Genomic DNA, 17,141 nt, shown 5'->3' with positions numbered 1-17,141 from the left:
AACCTCACGGTACCGCCCATGCGCCGACTCGCCCGACTGGCCGCCCTGTGTCTCATGGTTCTCGCCGTCGAGGCCCACGCGGCACACCGCGTCGTCGTCTTCGTCTGGGACGGCATGCGGCCCGATGCGATCAGCGAGGACGACACGCCGAACCTCGCGGCCCTGGTGAAGCAGGGCACCTATTTCGCGGACAACCACGCGACCTATCCCACCTTCACCATGGTCAACGCATCGAGCTTCGCCACGGGCTCGTTCCCCGGCACGATCGGCTTCTTCGGCAACCGTTTCTGGGCGCCGGGCGCCAAGGGATTCGATGCCAAGGGTGCGCCAAGCGACTTCAACGCACCCGTCTATACCGAGGACTACGCCGTCCTTCGCGCCTTGGACGATCACTGGGACCATGACCTGTTGCAGGCGCCGACGCTGCTCGGAAAGGCACGCAAGGCGGGCCTGAAAACGGCGGTGGTCGGCAAGTCCGGGCCGGCCTTCCTGCAGGATATCCATGAAGGCGGCACGATCCTCGACGAAAACGTGGCCCTGCCATTGGCGTTCGCGAAGAAGCTCGCCGGGGCCGGCTTTCCGCTGCCCGCCAACACCGTGCACGCCTACGACCCGGACCGCTTCCAGCTCGAGCCGGACAATGGCACGCCAACGGCACCGCTTCCGCTGGTGACGTTGAAGGACGGCATCACCTCCGATGCCTCCGATGGGGCGGGCGCCCCGCCGACGGCCGCGAACGCGTACCTGATGCGCGCCTTCCTCGATTACGTGCTGCCGGTCGAGAAACCGGACATCAGCTTCGTCTGGCTGCGCAATCCGGATTCCACGGAGCATGCCTATGGTGTCGGCTCGCCGAACTTCCACCTTGCCTTGCGCGCGCAGGACGAACTGCTGGGCAAGCTTCAGGCGCGCCTTAAGGAACTGGGTATGGACGGCGACACCGACCTGGTCATCGTGTCCGACCATGCGCACAGCAACGTTTCCGGGCCGGTGGATCTCTTCCCGCTACGCGCCATCAACGATGGCCGCGTGGGCCACGTCGACGCGGAATGGGGTTATTCCACCTCGGGTGCCATCCGGCTCGCCGACGAGATGAGCCGCGCGGGCTTCGTGGCCTTCGACGGCTTCGGGTGCATCTACGCGCCCGTGATGGCCGGCGTGAAGGCCGATGGCGGCCAACTTCGACCGACGCGTTTCGACGACGACGGCAGGGTCTGCGGCAAGTCCGGTCCTTATACGACCCCCGCTTACAAGGTCCCGGCCGAGCTGCCGAAGGATGCCTTCGTGATCGCCCCGAACGGCGGCAGCGAATACCTCTACCAGCCCGCGCACGATCGCGAACTAGTGCGGAAAGCCGTGCGTTTCCTGCAAAGCCGCGAGCCCTTCGGTGCCATCTTCGTCGACGCCCGCTACGGCAAGCTGCCCGGCACGCTGCCGCTGGCGACGGTGCACCTCGCCAACAAGCGCGCGCCGGACATCGTGGTCAGCTACGACTTCGATGCCGATGCCACGGTGCAGGGATTCAAGGGCACGGAATACACCAGCATGTCGAACGAACGGGGCATGCATGGCAGTTTCAGTCCGGTGGACGTGCACAACCTCCTCGTCGCGACCGGTCCGGATTTCCGCCGGGGCGTGCACAGCGAGTTGCCGAGCGGCAATGTGGACCTCGCGCCGACGCTGGCCTCGCTGCTGAAGCTCGACCTCGGCAAGACGGATGGCCGCGTGCTGCGCGAAGGGCTGGCAGGTCGCAACGCCGACGGGCTCAGCGTAAAGGCCGCCCAGGTGGCGACCGACACAGCCACCGGCCTCGATATCCGCCGCGTCGACGGCTCCCCGATGAACCGGACGTCGTACCGTTTCGTCCTGAAGACCAAGCAACTCGACGACAACGGCAAGACCTACACCTATTTCGACGAAGCAAAAGCCGACCGCCAGTGAGTCCCATGGCGATTCCTTATTCCTGTGGGGCCTCCTCACCCTGGTGGGAGCCGACCTTGTCGGCGATCCCGCGGCAGCGGGCCACTTTGCGGCAAGCACCCATCGCCGCTGAAGCGGCTCCCACCGGATTGAGGCAAGCACCCATCGCCGACAGGGTCGGCTCCCACCTCGAGCCGTCTCACAGAACCACCTTCCGGCATTTCTGCTAGTTTCCCGCCCCGAACCCCGTCTCCACCGGATACCCACGATGTTCAAGCCCCTCGCCCTGGCCACGCTCTCGGCCGCCCTGCTCGCCGCCTGCGCCGGCACTCCCGCTGGAAAACCCGCGGCGACCACCAGCGTGAAGGACGGGGCGACGCTCGGCCTCGCCATCCTCGAGACCACCGACGTCCATTCGAACATCCTTTCCTACGACTACTACAAGCAAAAGGACGACCCGACCTTCGGCTACGAGCGCGTCGCCACGCTGATCCGCCAAGCCCGCAAGGAATTCCCGAACACGGTGCTGTTCGACAGCGGGGACACCATCCAGGGTTCCGTGCTCGCCGACTACCAGGCACTGGTGAAGCCGGTGGGCTGCGACACGGAGCTGGGCATCTACAAGGCGATGGATGCCGTGGGCTACGACGGCGGCACCGCCGGCAACCATGAGTTCAACTATGGCCTGCCCTTCCTCGCCCAGGTGACGAACACCGCGATGAACGTCGATGGCGTGAGCCCTCGGCAGTGCGCCGGGCCGAAATTCCCGCTGGTGCTTTCCAACGTCTACAGCGCACGCGACGGCAAGCCGATCTTCAAGCCCTGGACGATCGTCGAGAAGACCGTCACCGCGACGGGTCCCGATGGCAAGCCGGTCGCCACCACGCTCAGGATCGGCATCATCGGCTTCACTCCGCCGCCGATCCTCGACTGGGACAAGCGCAACCTCGCCGGCAAGGTCACCGTCGATGGCGTCGTCGAAGCCGCGAACAAGTACATGCCCGAGGTGCAAGCCCAGCACCCCGATCTCGTCGTGGCGATCCTGCATGGTGGACTGAACACGGCGCCGTACACGCCGCAGATGGAGAACGGCGGTTGGTACCTCGCCGGCGTCCCGGGCATCGACGCGTTGCTCCTGGGCCACTCGCATACGGAATTCCCCGGACCGCGTTACGCCGACATGAAAGATGTCGATGCGAAGCGTGGCCTCGTGCGCGGCGTGCCGGCCGTGATGGGCGGCTTCTTCGGCAAGGACCTCGGCGTGATCGACATGACGCTGAAGCGCGAAGGCGGCCGCTGGGTGGTGGACAAGGACAAGAGCCACAGCCAGGTCCGCCCGATCTGCCCGAAGAAGAACGAGTGCGTGGCCCCCGACCCGGCCATCGCGCCGATCGTGCGCGAGGCCCACGAGGCCGCCATCGCCTACGTGAACACGCCGATCGGCGCCACCGACCATCCGCTCAGCAGCTACTTCGCCGACGAAGGCAACATGTCCGCGCTGTCGGTGGTCAACGCGGCGCAGATCGACTATGCGCGTGACGAACTCGGCCGCACGCATCCGGAATGGAAGGACGTGCCCGTGCTTTCCGCCGCATCCGCCTTCCGCACGGGCTTCGGCGGCCCGGACGACTTCACCGACGTGCCCGCCGGCCCGATGACGATCCGCAATGCTGCCGACCTGTACTTCTATCCGAATACCCTCGCCGCGGTGAAGACCGATGGCAAGGGCGTGAAGGCGTGGCTGGAGAAGTCGGCGACGCGTTTCAACCGGATCGATCCGGCGAAGGAAGGCGAGCAGGCGCTGATCGGCAGCTTCCCCGGTTACAACTTCGACCAGATGCAAGGCGGCATCGCCTACACCATCGACGTGAGCAAGCCCGAGGGCGAACGTATCGTCGACCTCCGCTACAAGGGCAAGCCGGTGAAGCCGGGACAGCCGTTCATCGTGGTGACCAACAACTACCGCGCCAGCGGTGGCGGCGGATTCCCCGGCATGGACGACGCCAACATCGTACTGAGCGCGCCCGACGGCAATCGTGAAGTGGTGATCCGCTGGGTGGAGGCGAAAAAGACGCTGACGCGCAAAGATGTGGACAAGCGTTCGTGGACCTTCGCGCCGTTGAAGACGAAGGGCGCGGTGACCTTCACCTCGGCCAGCGGGAAGGAAGATGTCGCGAAGTCGCTCGGCCTGCCGATCCGCCAGCTGCGCGACAACGGTGATGGGACGGCGGTGTATTCGATCGACTTGTCGAAGCGCTGAGCTTTCCGGCGACTTGAATCGCCGACAGGGTCGGCTCCCACCAGGCATGGGCACCGGTTTCCCACGAGGTACCGGCACTGCCCTGGTGGGAGCCGACCCTGTCGGCGATTCGGTCTGCCGAGCACCCCCAAAGAAACCGCATAGGCCATCAGGCCGCCCCTCGCCCCGCTTGACAGCCCCCTCGCCCCAGGCATAACGTCGACCCATGCATCCCATCACGCCAGCACCGCGCTTCATCACGGCCCTCACGGCCGGCGTGCTCGCGTCCTTGTCCACCACCGCGACTACAACCACCACGACCACTACCCTGGTCGGAGGATCGGAGTTCGCGCGCGCCTAGTTCCCTTGTCGCTGCCGGCCCCGACCTCCCGCAGGACGGGACCGGCGCCAGAACTCTCAGCCGACAACCCACCTGACGTGACCGAAGGGCCTCTCACCGGAGGCTTTGATCGTGTCCATCGCTGTCGCACCACCCCGTTCACCACTCCGCGCCGCGCCCTTGCGTGCGGTCGTCCCGCCCTTCGTCGTCAATATCGGTATCGTCGGCCCGGGCAAGGTCGGTAGCGCCCTGCTTACCCAGCTCCGGCTGGCCGCGCCACGGCTGCTCCGCGACTGCAACCTGGAACTGCGCCTGCGCGGGGTCAGCGACAGCCGCCACATGTGGCTCGACTGCGACGACGACGCCTTGAACAGCCGCACGCACGGCGCACAGACCTGGCGGCCCGCGGAACTGGACGAGTTCGCCGCCTACGTCGCGGGTGAACGTGGCGAAGCGGCCGTCCTCGCCGATTGCAGCGCCAGCGACGTGGTCGCCGACCACTACGCCGGCTGGCTGGCCGCCGGTATCCATGTGGTGACGCCGAACAAGCGTGCCGCCAGCGGGCCACTCGAACGCTGGCGGAAGATCGGCGGCGCGGCGAGCGCCAGCGGTGCACGCCTGCATTACGAAGGCACGGTCGGCGCGGGTCTTCCCGTGGTGCAGACGCTGCGCGACCTGATCGATACGGGCGACGAACTCACCGCGGTGGAAGGCATGCTTTCCGGCACCCTGGCATGGCTGTTCAACCGCTTCGACGGCTCCATCCCCTTCTCCGCCCTCGTCCGCGAAGCCCATGCCATGGGTTACACCGAACCGGACCCGCGCGACGATCTCTCCGGCATGGACGTGGCACGCAAGCTCGTGATCCTCGCTCGCGAAGCGGGCCTGGCGCTCTCGCTGGAGGACGTCGCCGTGCACAGCCTCATCCCCGCCGACCTCGCCGGATGTTCGCGCGAGGAGTTCATGGAAAACCTCGAAGGTATGGATGCGCCGATGGCCGCCCTGCTTTCCGAAGCGCGGGCGTCGGGTCGCGTGCTCCGCCACGTGGCGCGGCTCGATGGCCGGCAGGCGTCGGTCGGCGTCCAGGCGATTGATCGCGAGCATGCCTTCGCCCACTCACGGCTCACCGACAACGTGGTGCGTTTCGCCACGCGCCGTTACTGCGACAATGCGCTGGTCGTCCAGGGACCGGGTGCCGGTCCGGAAGTCACGGCGGCGGCGGTGTTCGCCGACCTGCTACGCGTGGCGGGCGCGATGGGAGTAAAACGGTGCGCATGCTGAAAGACCAATCCTCGCCCCTGGCTCGTGCGGATGTCGCCGTGGCCGAGGCCTATGCCAGTGTCGGCAACGTCGGCATCGGCTTCGATATCCTCGGCCATACGGTCGCGGGCGCCGGCGACCGTGCCGAAGTGCGCCGCATTCCCGAGCGGGAAGTGCGCATCGCCGCCATCGATGGCGTCGTGACCGATCTGCCCTTGCACGCGCCCGACAACACGGCCGGCGCGGCGCTGCTATCGATGCTGCACGCATTGGACCTGCCCTTCGGTTTCGAGCTGATCCTGCATAAGGGCATCGCGCTCGGCTCCGGCATGGGCGGCTCGGCGGCGTCCTGCGTGGCGGCCGTCGTCGCCGCGAACGCACTGCTCGACGAGCCCCTGTCGCGCGAGGCCCTCTACCCCTTCGCCCTCGATGGTGAAGTCGTCGCCAGCGGCAGCCGCCACGGCGACAACCTCGGGCCGATGCTGGTGGGCGGGCTCGTGCTGGCCACGACGTCGCGCCTGGTGCGCATTCCGGTGCCGGCCGCATGGCATTGCGCGCTCGTCCATCCGCACGTGGTGCTGGAGACGCGGCGTGCGCGCGCCGCACTGGCTGGTCATTACGCCTTGGGCGAATTCGTGGCGCAGAGCGCGAACCTGGCCCTCGTGCTGGCGGGCTGCTATCGCGGTGAAGCGGCGCTGGTGCGCGAGGGCTTGTCCGATGTGCTCGTCGAACCCCGGCGTGCGCCACTGATCCCCGGCTTCGCCCAGGTGAAACAGGCGGCCCTCGACCATGGCGCCTTCGGTGCCAGCATTTCCGGCGCCGGGCCCAGCGTGTTCGGCTGGTTCGAAGACCGTGCCTCGGCCGAAGCGGCAGCGCTCGACATGCGCGCCGCCTTCAAGGCCGCCGGCCATGACAGCGACATGCTGGTCGCTCCGATCGACGGCCCTGCCGCGAAGGTGCTGTGAGCATGCGCTATGTCAGCACGCGCGGCGGCGCCGCGCACGTAGGCCTTTCCGCCGCCATCGCCGCCGGCCTCGCACCCGATGGCGGCCTCTACGTGCCCGAAACCATGCCGAGGATCGGCCTGCCGCCGCTCGACGGCTACCTCGCGGGGACGGCTCAGCGCATGCTGGAACCGTTCTTCGAAGGCGATCCGCTCGCCGACGAGTTGTCCGCCATCTGTGCCGAGGCCTTCGCCTTTCCCGCGCCACGCCGTGAGCTTCGCATCGAAGGCGCGCACCTGCTCGAGTTGTTCCACGGCCCCACGGCCGCGTTCAAGGATTTCGGCGCTCGCTTCCTCGCCGCCTGCCTCGCTCGCCTGCGCCGTGACACGACGCGGCCCTTGACGATACTCGTCGCCACGTCCGGCGACACGGGCGCCGCCGTGGGGGCCGCGTTCCACGGCTTGCCGGGCGTGCGCGTGGCGATCCTCTACCCGGACAACCGCGTGTCGCCGCGCCAGGCGCACCAGCTCGGCAGCTTCGGCGGCAACGTGCGCGCCCTTCGCGTCGAGGGTAGCTTCGACGACTGCCAGCGGCTGGTGAAGGGCGCGCTGGGCGACCCGGCGCTGCAAGCGGATGTACCGATGTCCTCCGCCAACAGCATCAGCCTCGGGCGTTTGCTGCCACAGATGGCCTACTTCGGCCACACCTCGTTGCATGCGGATGGCCGCATGAACACCATCGTGCCCACGGGCAACCTCGGCAACGCGGTGGCCTGCCTCTGGGCACGCGAGATCGGCCTGCCCATTGGCGAGGTGAGTTTCGCCTGCAACGCCAACGAGACGTTGCCGGAATTCTTCGCCGGCCGCCCCTACCGGGCGCGCGATGCCATCCCGACCATCGCCAACGCCATGGACGTCGGTGCCCCGAGCAACTTCGAACGGCTTCGCCATCTCTTCGGCAGCGATGCCGCGACGCGCCTCAACGGGCATGCGGAAAGCGTAGACGACGCCGCCATCCGCGACACCATCCACCGCCACGCATCCAGCGACGGCGAAGTGTTCTGCCCGCATACCGCGACCGGCATCCGCGTATTCGAGCGCAAGCGCCTGGCGGGTGACCGTCGCGGCTGGACCATCGCCGCCACGGCACATCCGGCTAAATTCGACACGATCGTCGAGCCATTGATCGGTCGTCGCGTGGAGGTGCCCGCAGCGTTGGCGGCGATGCTCGCAAGGAATGCTTCGGCCGAACCGATGGCGGCGCATGGACGGGCTTTTGCGGATTGGTTGCGGGCTTGGTGATGCAATGTAACTAGGGCAATCACCCGCCGTGGACTGGTGACAAGCCCATCACCAAGTCCATCGTGACATCCAAGTCTTCTCTGTCACGAAACCAAAAGTAAATCTCGCCCTGGAACCCGTCATCAAGCGGATAAAATGTGTCAATCACTTTGTCGTTCCGATAGACAACGACATCGTTGTAAACGCTATTTCTTATGGTTTTGGACACCTTTTCACTAGATCGCGGACCGAAGGCTATCGCGAGTTGATATCCAGTTCCGAATCGAAGTTTTCGAATGATGGCGTAGTCAGGGAGCATCTCCATAGTCGAAAATTTTCGTTCTACGCATACCTTATATGCACTCATTCCCCGGACATCATCAACCAGACGCTGCTCGACCGTTAACTTCGACAGATCGCATCGCTTCGCCATCGACAAAGCCGGAATGCGATAGGACTTATTCAAGTCATACCTTGAAGATTTCAAGTCATTTACATAGATGAAAACCGACACAAGAATACAGAGAACGAGTACAGCCGCCACTACCAGTTTCATCGCCTGATAGCCCTCTGCTGAAGTATCCGAGTACCAACCTCCATCCAATCCCAAGGTGTAGCGGATGGCCGCTGAATAGTCGATCCATTTCTTATTTCAATAGCTTGATCGAGAAAGTTGACCGCAGTGCACGTGCAACCAGGGTTAGCTCCCGCGAAACCTCTCGATGACGGGAATGCACTGGTTTCTTTGTAGTAGTTCCGCGATGACCAGGTCGGTTCGTCGCGAGTACAGCTACCCTTTACGCATTGTGCCTTGACACATACTAGTGTGTACTTGAGCTCGATAGCCGATGGCCATGCACCGGCTGTTTGATGCGTATTGGTATTCGGCTTCATCGGAAGAGCTTTCACTCCCTTACCATAAATGCCGCCCGGCCCCGGCGGTTGCTTCCAGCTATGGGCCGACGACACACTTCCGGGCGGAACCAAGCCTTCCGGATCGACAAATTGAAGCGGGTCTCCGTAAACATATGTATATGGATTGATTCCACCAGCCAATCCAATCGGATCGACCTGGATGTACCGCCCGGCACCCGGGTCGTAATCACGGTAGTAGTTGTAGTGCAGGCCGGTGAGCGCGTCGTAGCGCTGCCCCGGAAAGCGCAGGTCGAAGGCGAAACGCACACCGTCAGCGTCCGGGTCTTCATCGGGTAGCGCCGTCCCGAACGGATCGTCACTCGGCCGCCAGCGCCAGAGGGTGACCTTGCGTTCCGGATCGATCACGGCTCTTGGCGACCCAAGGTGATCCGGCTCGACGTAGAGCAGCTTGCCGCCATCCACAAGTCCGACGAGGTAGTCGCCCATCCAGACCGCTTGTCGCGTGACCTTGCCCGCGCTGTCGTAGTCGGCCAGCCAGTTGTCGACCCGACGTCCCCCCAGATTTGAGTAGCGCCCCGGTTTCGAGTTCAATCCCCCACCAGAAGGAGATTGGACGTGAAGAAGCGTTTTTCCGAAGAGCAGATCATTGGTTTCCTGCGTGAAGCCGAGGCCGGCATGCCGATCAAGGATCTGTGCCGCAAACACGGCTTCAGCGAGGCCTCGTACTACCTGTGGCGAAGCAAGTTCGGCGGCATGAGCGTGCCCGAGGCCAAGCGGCTGAAGGACCTGGAGTCGGAGAACGGACGCCTTAAAAAGCTGCTGGCCGAGCAGCTTCTGGAAAATGAGGTCATCAGGGAAGCTCTGCGAAAAAAATGGTGAGCGCACCGGACCGGCGCGAGCTGGTGCGCTATCTGATCGGCAAGGAACTGAGTGAACGCCGGTCGCTGGCGATCGCCGGCATGAGCGCAAGCGCTTACCGATACGAACCGCGGCCCGACCCCAATGTCGAGCTGCGCGAGATGATCTGCGCGCTGGCGAATCGCCATAAACGCTACGGCGTCGGCATGATCTACCTCAAGCTCCGCCAGACCGGACAGATGGTCAATTACAAGCGAGTTGAGCGCCTGTACCAGGAGGCGAACCTGCAGGTGCGTCGGCGCAAAAGGAAAAAGGTACCTCCGGCCGAAAGGCAGCCACTGCTCCGGCCCGCGGCCGCGAACGAAGTTTGGTCCATCGATTTTGTCTTCGATCGCACCGCCGAAGGGCGCGTCTTGAAATGCCTGACGATCGTCGATGACGCCACGCATGAGGCTGTCGCCATCGAGATTGAGCGGGCGATCTCAGGTATCGGCGTAACGCGTGTCATGGATCGCCTGGCCGTCACTCGGGGGCTGCCGAAAATCATTCGCAGCGACAACGGAAAAGAGTTCTGCGGCAAGGCCATGGTCGCATGGGCGCACGAACGCGGCGTGCAGCTGCGACTGATCGAGCCTGGCAAGCCGAACCAGAATGCCTACATCGAGTCGTTCAACGGAAGGCTTCGCGATGAATGCCTCAACGAACATTGGTTTCCCAGCCTTCTGCATGCCCGAACCGAGATCGAAAACTGGCGACGGGAATACAACGAGGAGCGACCGAAGAAAGCACTCGGCGGACTGACTCCCGCTGCTTACGCGAAACAGTTACATTAATCCCGGACTCAAAATCGGACCGCTACTGAAGGCGGGGGGACGTCGGACCCCCCGTTAGTTAGTGCCAACCATAACCCAAGGCAGCCGGATCGTTTTGTTGCCTGAACTCGGCAGGTGTCATCCCGTCGAGGCTGTCGTGTGGGATCTCGCGGTTGTAATCAGCCAGCCAGAGTTCGGCCTGCTCACGCACTTCCGTCAGGTTCCGAAAGACGTGCATATCGAGTACGCCTCGCCGGAAGCTGCCGTTGAATCGCTCGATGAAGCCGTTCTGCATCGGCCTCCCGGGCTCGATGAAGTCCAGGGCGATCCCTTTGCGCTCTGCCCATTCGGCTAGCGCGAGGGCCACGAACTCCGGGCCGTTGTCCAGGCGAAGCTTCGAGGGATATCCGCGCCATGCCGCGACCCGCTCAAGTGTCCGAATGACACGTGAAGCAGGCAGGTTGAGATCGATTTCCACGGCCAGTGCCTCGCGAGTGAAGTCGTCAATCACGTTGAAGGTTCGGAACCGGCGACCATCCCAGAGCGCGTCGGACATGAAGTCGATCGACCAGCTCCCGTTGATCGACTCACCAGCAACCAAGGGCAGCGGATGACGCGTTGGGACGCGCTTCTTCCCGCGCCGCCGGCGATTCAGTTGCATCAGGCAATACACGCGCCAAACCCGTTTGTGGTTCCACGGCAAGCCGCGGCGGCGAATGATCTGAAACAGCTTGTCGAAGCCGCGCTCCGGGAAGCGCTCCGCCAGCTCCGCCAATAGCGCGATGACTGGCTCGTCGCGATCGACACGCGCTTTATAGCGCCGCGTGGATCGCGAAAAGCCCAGTGCCTGACAGGCCCGACGCTCGCTCCATCCATGGTGCTCGACCAACCAGGTAATGAGCGGGCGCTTGTGCGCCGGGTCTACAGCTTTTTTGCGATGAGATCTTTCAGTCCGTGATTCTCCATCGCCAGATCCGCATACATGCGCTTGAGCTTGTTGTGCTCGGCTTCCAGGTCGCGCAGCCGATGCACGTCGGATGCCTCCATGCCGCCGTACTTGGACTTCCAGACGTAATACGTCGCTTCCGAAATGCCGAGCTCACGGCACAGGTCCTTGACCTGCCTGCCGCCCTCGACTTGCTTTAGCGTCGCGACGATCTGGCTCTCGGTGAACTTGCTTTTGCGCATGATGGGTCTCCTTGGGGCTATTTTGCCCGGAGACCTCGAGTTATGTCTGGAGTAAGTTTACGGGGAGGCGACACAGTGTCCGGCTTCGTCATACAGGATCAGCCCAGGCGCTCTGCCCGCCTCGGTCCGCACGATACGTTCGTCTGCCGCGTTGTAGCCGTAGCTGACCAACAGCCGACCTTGCTCGCTTGCCGAACCCAGACGACCCACGGCGTCATACGCCAGGGTCGCGTCGCCGATGGCAATGGTGTTGCCTGCCGCATCATAGCGACGGAGCTTGCCGTCCGTGCTGGACAGGTGGTGACTGGCAGGATCGTACAGATACGTTTGCTTGACGCCTCCGACGGTCATCGACGTACGATCGCCCGTGCTGTTGTAATCGAAACTGCGCAGCGTCTCACCGTCGGTGTTCGCGACGGCGCTCAGGTGCCCCAGACCGTCGTGATCGAAACGAAACGCGTACGCTCGTGCCGTCTGTGATTCGATCTGGCCGGCGGGGGAAAGAGCAAACCAATAGAACGAGTTGTCGGGATCGATACCGCTCCAGGCGGTTATGCGGCCGCTATCGTCTCGCGTAGCACTCAATCGCCAATCGTTTCCGTACCGCCAGCTTTCGATCAGGTCGAAGGGACGGTAGGCAACCGCCGTGATGAGGTCGACCCGGACGCCGTTGGCCGGCGCGACGGCGACACCGGACACAGAACCGTCCTTGTCGTACTGGTACGTGGTACGCGAACCGCCCTCAATGGCGACTTCCTCCAGACGACCAGCGAGCGAGTAGCGGTAGGCCACCGTCTTGGCGGTGGTGCCCCAGGACTGGATCTTCCGCGTCACTTTGCCGGGGGCGTCATAGCAATACACGGTTCGGCTGCTCGCCTGGGTCATGGCAGACAGGCGGCCCGTGGCATGACGTTCGCCCGCCGGACAAGCGCCATCCGCTGTGTCGTAGACGTAACGCGTGTCGAGCGCGGCGTCACCGTAGCGGACGAGCGTGGGTCGGCCTAGCGCATCGCGTGTGACGTCGAAGCTTCCAACGCCGCCCGCACCTTCATGACGCACGAGCACCCCGGCGACATCGTGCTCATCGGTGGACTCGCCGCTATCCGGGCTATCGGTGCCGCCGACATCGCCCAGCCCTGTGGCGAGATAGTGCGTCGTCAGGCCCTTCGGGTCCTCGATCGACGTCAGCTGATCGAGCGGGTCATAAGAAGCCTTGCCGCTCGCACCCATGCCTCCGACATCCTGAATGGATTCGCGCAGGCGCCCGAGGGCGTCATAACTACCCGTATCGTGGCGTCCATCGGCATCCGTGACGCCAGTGGGCCGACCACGTTCGTCGTAGGTGTACCGGGTAACCGCATTGTTGGCGTGTGTTTCCGTTTCGACACGACCTAGCGCATCGAACGTGCGCTTGATCTGTGTCTTGAGGAACAAGGTGTCATACCCTTCTTCCGCGATACGATTGCCGGCGGCATCCAGGGTGAAGCGCAGGCGATGATTGGAGGGATTTGCGATCTGGATCAACCGGCCAGCAGCGTCGTATTCGGAGCGAAGGGTGATGCCATCCGCATCCGTCACCGAGGCGACGTCGCCGCGCGGCGTATAGGTCAACGTGGTGCTGGCAATCGTGCCATCGGAGCGCGTTTCCTTCGCCTCCGTCATCCAACCTCGCGGCGAGTACGTATAGGTAAACACGGTGCCTTGCACATCCCGCCAGGAGCGCACGCGACCTCCCGGGTCATAGGCCAGGATTTCCTCGACATGCCCCAGGGCATCCTCGCTCCTCCAGAGATCGCCCTTGCGATAGTCGCAGGCGCCTTGCACACAGTTCGAGGCGTCGGCGCCGCGATAGGTATGCCGCGCCAGCGTTCCTAGCTTACCCGTATCGCTACGCGGGCCTTCTTCGTGAAGCATCCGGCCATCGGCGTCATAGGCCATGCGCCAAGCCCGAGACAATGTGAGCGGTGCGCCCGGCTGGTTCGGATCGACGGCACCCCAGACTTCGTGGGCGGTGATATTGCCTGCGGCGTCGTATGTGAACCGTTCTTCACGTCCGGGCCAGGTGATGCGCGTTGGCTTTCGAAGTACGGCGTCCCATACCGTGTTCGTCCGCCGGACGGCTGGCGTACCCGCCGCCTCAGTGCGTTCGATCTCGTTGCCTTCCGCGTCGTACCGATAGGTCGTCTTCCGACCGTCGAAATCGGTACGACTCGCTACAAGGCCATTGCCGTCGTACTCGATGTGCGAGTTCGCAGCGCCACAGCCTGCGCCACCCGGCTGATCGACCCCGACGAGCCTTCGTACGCCACGCACCTCGGCGAAGTGATAGCGGTGCACCGCCTTCATCGGACCGGTGACGGCTACGCTGCCGTCGGCCTCGCGGGTCAGTTGCACCGCGTCGATGCCGTCGGCGTGCTCACTGCGAACGGCACGACCGTCGCGATCGTATCGAAAGATCGCAAAGCGCTGTTTGGTCTCGTCGTAGATCGATGTAAGCGCATGAGGGAGATTCGCGCCGTCCTGGAAAACGGGTTCGTTGTAGTAGTAATCGTGCAGCGAACCGTCGGCATAGGTGGCCGCAGCAAGGTCGGCTTCAAGGCCCTTGCCGTCCGTCTCGCGATATTTATAAGTGACCGCCACCCCGGAGCCGTCGCTCACGGTGGCGATGCGGCCCGCGCTGTCGTAGACGAAGGTGAGCTTACGGCCTTGCAGATCGACGGCTTCCAACAAGGAGGGACCATAAGCAAGCCGGACATGGCGGTCGGTACCCGCATCGATCGCCACCAGGCGGCCATCGACGTCGTAGCTTTCGGTCTCACCGCTGACGGTGCGATAGGTCCAGCCCGTGCCTTCGCGAAACAGCTGGCCGCGCGGATCGGCGATGCTCTGGAAGCGGCCGTCCACCTCGGAAAATTCGAGACGTTCGCCGGTGTGTCGCTGCAAACGCACCAGGCTGCCTGTCGCGCCGGTAACGAGGGCCAGGGAGCGGTCGTACGTGCCGCGCCAACGACTACCCAAATGGGCAGTGTCAGGAACGGTCGCCTTGTCGGCGCCACCGTCTTCCGCGTCGCCGACGATGCCGCTGTTGTAGTGGCGCGACCACGTCAGCGGAGAGCCGCCAGTCGCGGCGATGTCGACGACTTCCTGATACTTGTTGTTGAGGCCTACGTTTATGGGGTTGCCGACGTTCGGGCGGGTTTCGCAGTCGCCGGGGCCGAGGTCCGATTGGTGAGCAGTGCCCAGTTGCGGGTCGATTTCGTACCGGCAGACGATATCGCCCCAACCGCCGCCTACTGCCATATACCGATTGGCATAGGGCCCCCAAGTCTGATCGCCTCTTACTACATAAAGAGCTGGAGGATTCTCGCACGTGTAGTAGCGATAGCCTTTGACTGAACCGGACCAGTGCTCTCCATTCGCGTTCGTATAGTTATAGTCTGCAATGTAGATGGTTCCTAGGAACCATACCTTTGTTATTTTGCAATCGGTATGGGCTTCCTGTTCGCACCAGTTCGCCGTCTGCTTCTCGGCTGCGACGTTGACATCGGTGTAGTACTCCGATGGCGAGCCCTTCTTCGTGACCCGATACTCGTGATATGGCCTCACGTCGGTGGCTATCGCGGGGCCTGCCGCCATGCACAGCAGCAGTCCACACGGCACACCCGTCACAACAATCCTTCGCATGAAACCATCCAACGTGTACTTCGGGAGCGCGAGTCTAGGTAGGCGATAACCCGCCGTCTGTCATCCCAACGCAATCGGCGGGATTTTTCAGAAAAGTTCTATTTGTGCCCTCGGATGAGGGCTTGGCAAGACCCTCGCCGACAGGGTCGGCTCCCACATTCGCGGGGGACCATACCAGTTGACGAGACCCCAATTCCAACGCGCCGTGGGCGGCAAAACCACCACCTCAGGCGTCTAGCCGTCCAAACGTCCTAGGAATAAAGTTTCTTCGGAAAGTGTTGACACGCGCCAATGACCTGACATACGGTCGGCTACATGACGCAGCGCAACACCCATGGCCGCTTTGCCCTGAACCGACTTACGTCGGTCGGCGGCAAGCTGCGTCTCGGCGGCGGCCTCCTTCTTCTTAGCCTTGTACTTATTACCTGCGGAGGTGCGGGCTGAGGGCAAGTGTCCAGGTGAAACAAGAAAGAACCTGAAGACTCCCAAAGAACCCCGCACCCGGTAACGGATGCGGGGTTTTTTATTGCCCGGCCCGCCTCATTCACGAGCGGAGCCAGACATGAATCCAGCAAACCAGGGCAGCACCGATGCCGTCGACAGCGACGTAGGCGGGCGCGTGCGCATCTTCGACACCACCTTGCGCGATGGCGAGCAAGCCCCCGGCTTCTCGATGGACCGTCGCGCCAAGATGCGCATGGCGCATGCCCTGGAGGAACTGGGCGTCGACATCATCGAGGCCGGCTTTCCGCAAGCCTCACCCGATGATTTCGCCGCAGTGGCGGAGATCGCGAGGACACTGAAGACACCCACGATCGCTGCGCTGGCCCGATGTCAGAACGTCGACATAGACAGCGCGGGCAAGGCCTTGCAAGGTGCCAGGCACTCACGGATCCACCTGTTCCTCTCGACCTCTCCCCTGCACCGCGAACACAAGCTGGGCAAGAGCAAGCAAGAAGTCATCGATATCGCCGCCGCCGCGATACACAGGGCCAAGGCCCTCGCCCACGAAGTCGAATTCTCCGCCGAAGACGCCCTGCGTACCGAGCCGGAATACCTCGCCGAGATCTTCTCGGTCGCCGTCGAAGCCGGCGCCAGCGTGCTCAACGCACCCGACACCGTCGGGTATGTCACACCCCTCCGAAATCACCGAAATGTTCCAGTACCTGCGCAAGCACGTGCGCGGGGCGGACAAGGTCGTGTTCTCGGCGCATTGCCACGACGACCTCGGCATGGCCGTGGCGAACAGCCTGGCCGCCGTCGGTGCCGGCGCGCGCCAGGTGGAGTGCACGATCAATGGCATCGGCGAGCGCGCGGGCAACGCGGCGCTGGAAGAAGTGGTGATGGCGTTGCATACCCGCCGGCCGCTGTTTCGCGTGGATACCGGCATCGTCACGCGGCACCTGTATCCGACCTCGCGCCTGCTGGCCGAGGTGACCGGCCAGCCCGTGCCCCGCAACAAGGCCATCGTGGGCGACAACGCCTTCGCGCACGAATCGGGCATCCACCAGCACGGCATGCTGAAGCATCGCGGCACCTACGAAATCATGCGACCGCAGGACGTCGGTGCGAAGACTTCGCTGGTGCTGGGCAAGCATTCCGGCCGTCATGCGCTGCGCCAGCGCCTGGTCGAGCTCGCCTATGAGGTCGACGAGACGACGCTCGACGCCGTCTTCGAAAGTTTCAAAAGCCTGACAGACAAACAGCGCTCCATCACCAACGATGACATCGCCGCACTGA

The 17,141-nt window shown here is 63.7% G+C and carries 11 protein-coding genes and 1 pseudogene; 8 read left to right on the top strand and 4 right to left on the bottom strand.

All coding sequences use genetic code 11. The features are described 5' to 3' along the window. The first annotated feature begins 18 nt into the window (after positions 1-18). From QFZ41_RS11280 to thrC, 5 genes are all read left to right on the top strand, one after another. Positions 19-1,941 (top strand): alkaline phosphatase family protein, encoded by a 1,923-nt coding sequence (locus QFZ41_RS11280; RefSeq protein ID WP_429198862.1) that lies wholly within the window; start codon positions 19-21, stop codon positions 1,939-1,941. Positions 1,942-2,188: 247 nt separating this feature from the next. Beyond that, on the top strand, positions 2,189-4,180 hold the full coding sequence (locus tag QFZ41_RS11275; RefSeq protein WP_429198861.1) for a bifunctional 2',3'-cyclic-nucleotide 2'-phosphodiesterase/3'-nucleotidase: 1,992 nt from the start codon (positions 2,189-2,191) through the stop codon (positions 4,178-4,180). Between the two features lie 451 nt (positions 4,181-4,631). After that, complete coding sequence (locus tag QFZ41_RS11270) at positions 4,632-5,780, top strand: homoserine dehydrogenase (RefSeq protein ID WP_429198860.1); 1,149 nt, start codon at positions 4,632-4,634, stop codon at positions 5,778-5,780. Continuing rightward, positions 5,774-6,724, top strand: a complete 951-nt coding sequence (locus tag QFZ41_RS11265) for a homoserine kinase (RefSeq protein ID WP_429198859.1) — start codon at positions 5,774-5,776, stop codon at positions 6,722-6,724. Before QFZ41_RS11270 ends, QFZ41_RS11265 begins: the two co-directional genes overlap by 7 nt. 2 nt (positions 6,725-6,726) lie before the next feature. Continuing rightward, complete coding sequence (gene thrC, locus QFZ41_RS11260; protein WP_429198858.1) at positions 6,727-8,004, top strand: threonine synthase; 1,278 nt, start codon at positions 6,727-6,729, stop codon at positions 8,002-8,004. A gap of 19 nt (positions 8,005-8,023) precedes the next feature. On the opposite strand, the gene QFZ41_RS11255 is transcribed toward thrC, so the two are convergent. Both QFZ41_RS11255 and QFZ41_RS11250 read right to left on the bottom strand, forming a co-directional pair. Further along, positions 8,024-8,449 (bottom strand): hypothetical protein, encoded by a 426-nt coding sequence (locus QFZ41_RS11255; protein ID WP_429198857.1) that lies wholly within the window; start codon positions 8,447-8,449, stop codon positions 8,024-8,026. Between the two features lie 86 nt (positions 8,450-8,535). Further along, positions 8,536-9,450: an RHS repeat-associated core domain-containing protein gene (locus QFZ41_RS11250; RefSeq protein WP_429198856.1), complete on the bottom strand. Its 915-nt coding sequence runs from the start codon at positions 9,448-9,450 to the stop codon at positions 8,536-8,538. Positions 9,451-9,474: 24 nt separating this feature from the next. Here QFZ41_RS11250 and QFZ41_RS11245 point away from each other — a divergent pair. Next, a protein-coding gene (locus QFZ41_RS11245; protein WP_429198855.1) for an IS3 family transposase occupies positions 9,475-10,550 on the top strand; the annotation gives its coding sequence in 2 pieces (ribosomal slippage) (positions 9,475-9,733 and positions 9,733-10,550; 1,077 coding nt in all). 58 nt (positions 10,551-10,608) lie between these two features. On the opposite strand, the gene QFZ41_RS11240 is transcribed toward QFZ41_RS11245, so the two are convergent. Further along, positions 10,609-11,717 (bottom strand): IS3 family transposase gene (locus QFZ41_RS11240; protein WP_429198854.1). Its coding sequence is split into 2 segments (ribosomal slippage): positions 10,609-11,456 and positions 11,456-11,717, totalling 1,110 coding nucleotides; the frame shifts between segments, so codons are not numbered across the junction. Between the two features lie 57 nt (positions 11,718-11,774). Further along, the gene (locus QFZ41_RS11235) at positions 11,775-15,401 is read right to left on the bottom strand and encodes a DUF6531 domain-containing protein (protein ID WP_429198853.1); all 3,627 of its coding nucleotides are present in this window, start codon (positions 15,399-15,401) and stop codon (positions 11,775-11,777) included. Positions 15,402-15,716: 315 nt separating this feature from the next. On the opposite strand from QFZ41_RS11235, the gene QFZ41_RS11230 reads away from it, so the two are divergent. Together QFZ41_RS11230 and QFZ41_RS11225 are read left to right on the top strand one after the other, a co-directional pair. After that, complete coding sequence (locus tag QFZ41_RS11230; RefSeq protein ID WP_429198852.1) at positions 15,717-15,845, top strand: hypothetical protein; 129 nt, start codon at positions 15,717-15,719, stop codon at positions 15,843-15,845. Positions 15,846-15,963: 118 nt separating this feature from the next. Continuing rightward, positions 15,964-17,140 (top strand): annotated as a pseudogene (locus QFZ41_RS11225) (2-isopropylmalate synthase); the annotation flags it as partial. Between the last annotated feature and the right edge of the window lies 1 nt (position 17,141).

This window comes from Luteibacter sp. W1I16 (genome assembly GCF_050434905.1).
Taxonomy (GTDB): Bacteria; Pseudomonadota; Gammaproteobacteria; order Xanthomonadales; family Rhodanobacteraceae; genus Luteibacter.
The sequence above is the reverse complement of the archived record's forward strand: the minus strand, read 5'-3'. Positions and strand labels throughout refer to the sequence as shown.

Excerpts from the sequence above, each read along its gene's own strand:
- QFZ41_RS11280 (WP_429198862.1), top strand. The coding sequence starts at position 19 with ATGCGCCGACTCGCCCGACTGGCCGCCCTGTGTCTCATGGTTCTCGCC.
- QFZ41_RS11275 (WP_429198861.1), top strand. The coding sequence starts at position 2,189 with ATGTTCAAGCCCCTCGCCCTGGCCACGCTCTCGGCCGCCCTGCTCGCC.
- QFZ41_RS11265 (WP_429198859.1), top strand. The coding sequence starts at position 5,774 with ATGCTGAAAGACCAATCCTCGCCCCTGGCTCGTGCGGATGTCGCCGTG.
- thrC (WP_429198858.1), top strand. The coding sequence starts at position 6,727 with ATGCGCTATGTCAGCACGCGCGGCGGCGCCGCGCACGTAGGCCTTTCC.
- QFZ41_RS11235 (WP_429198853.1), bottom strand. The coding sequence starts at position 15,401 with ATGCGAAGGATTGTTGTGACGGGTGTGCCGTGTGGACTGCTGCTGTGC.
- QFZ41_RS11230 (WP_429198852.1), top strand. The coding sequence starts at position 15,717 with ATGACGCAGCGCAACACCCATGGCCGCTTTGCCCTGAACCGACTTACG.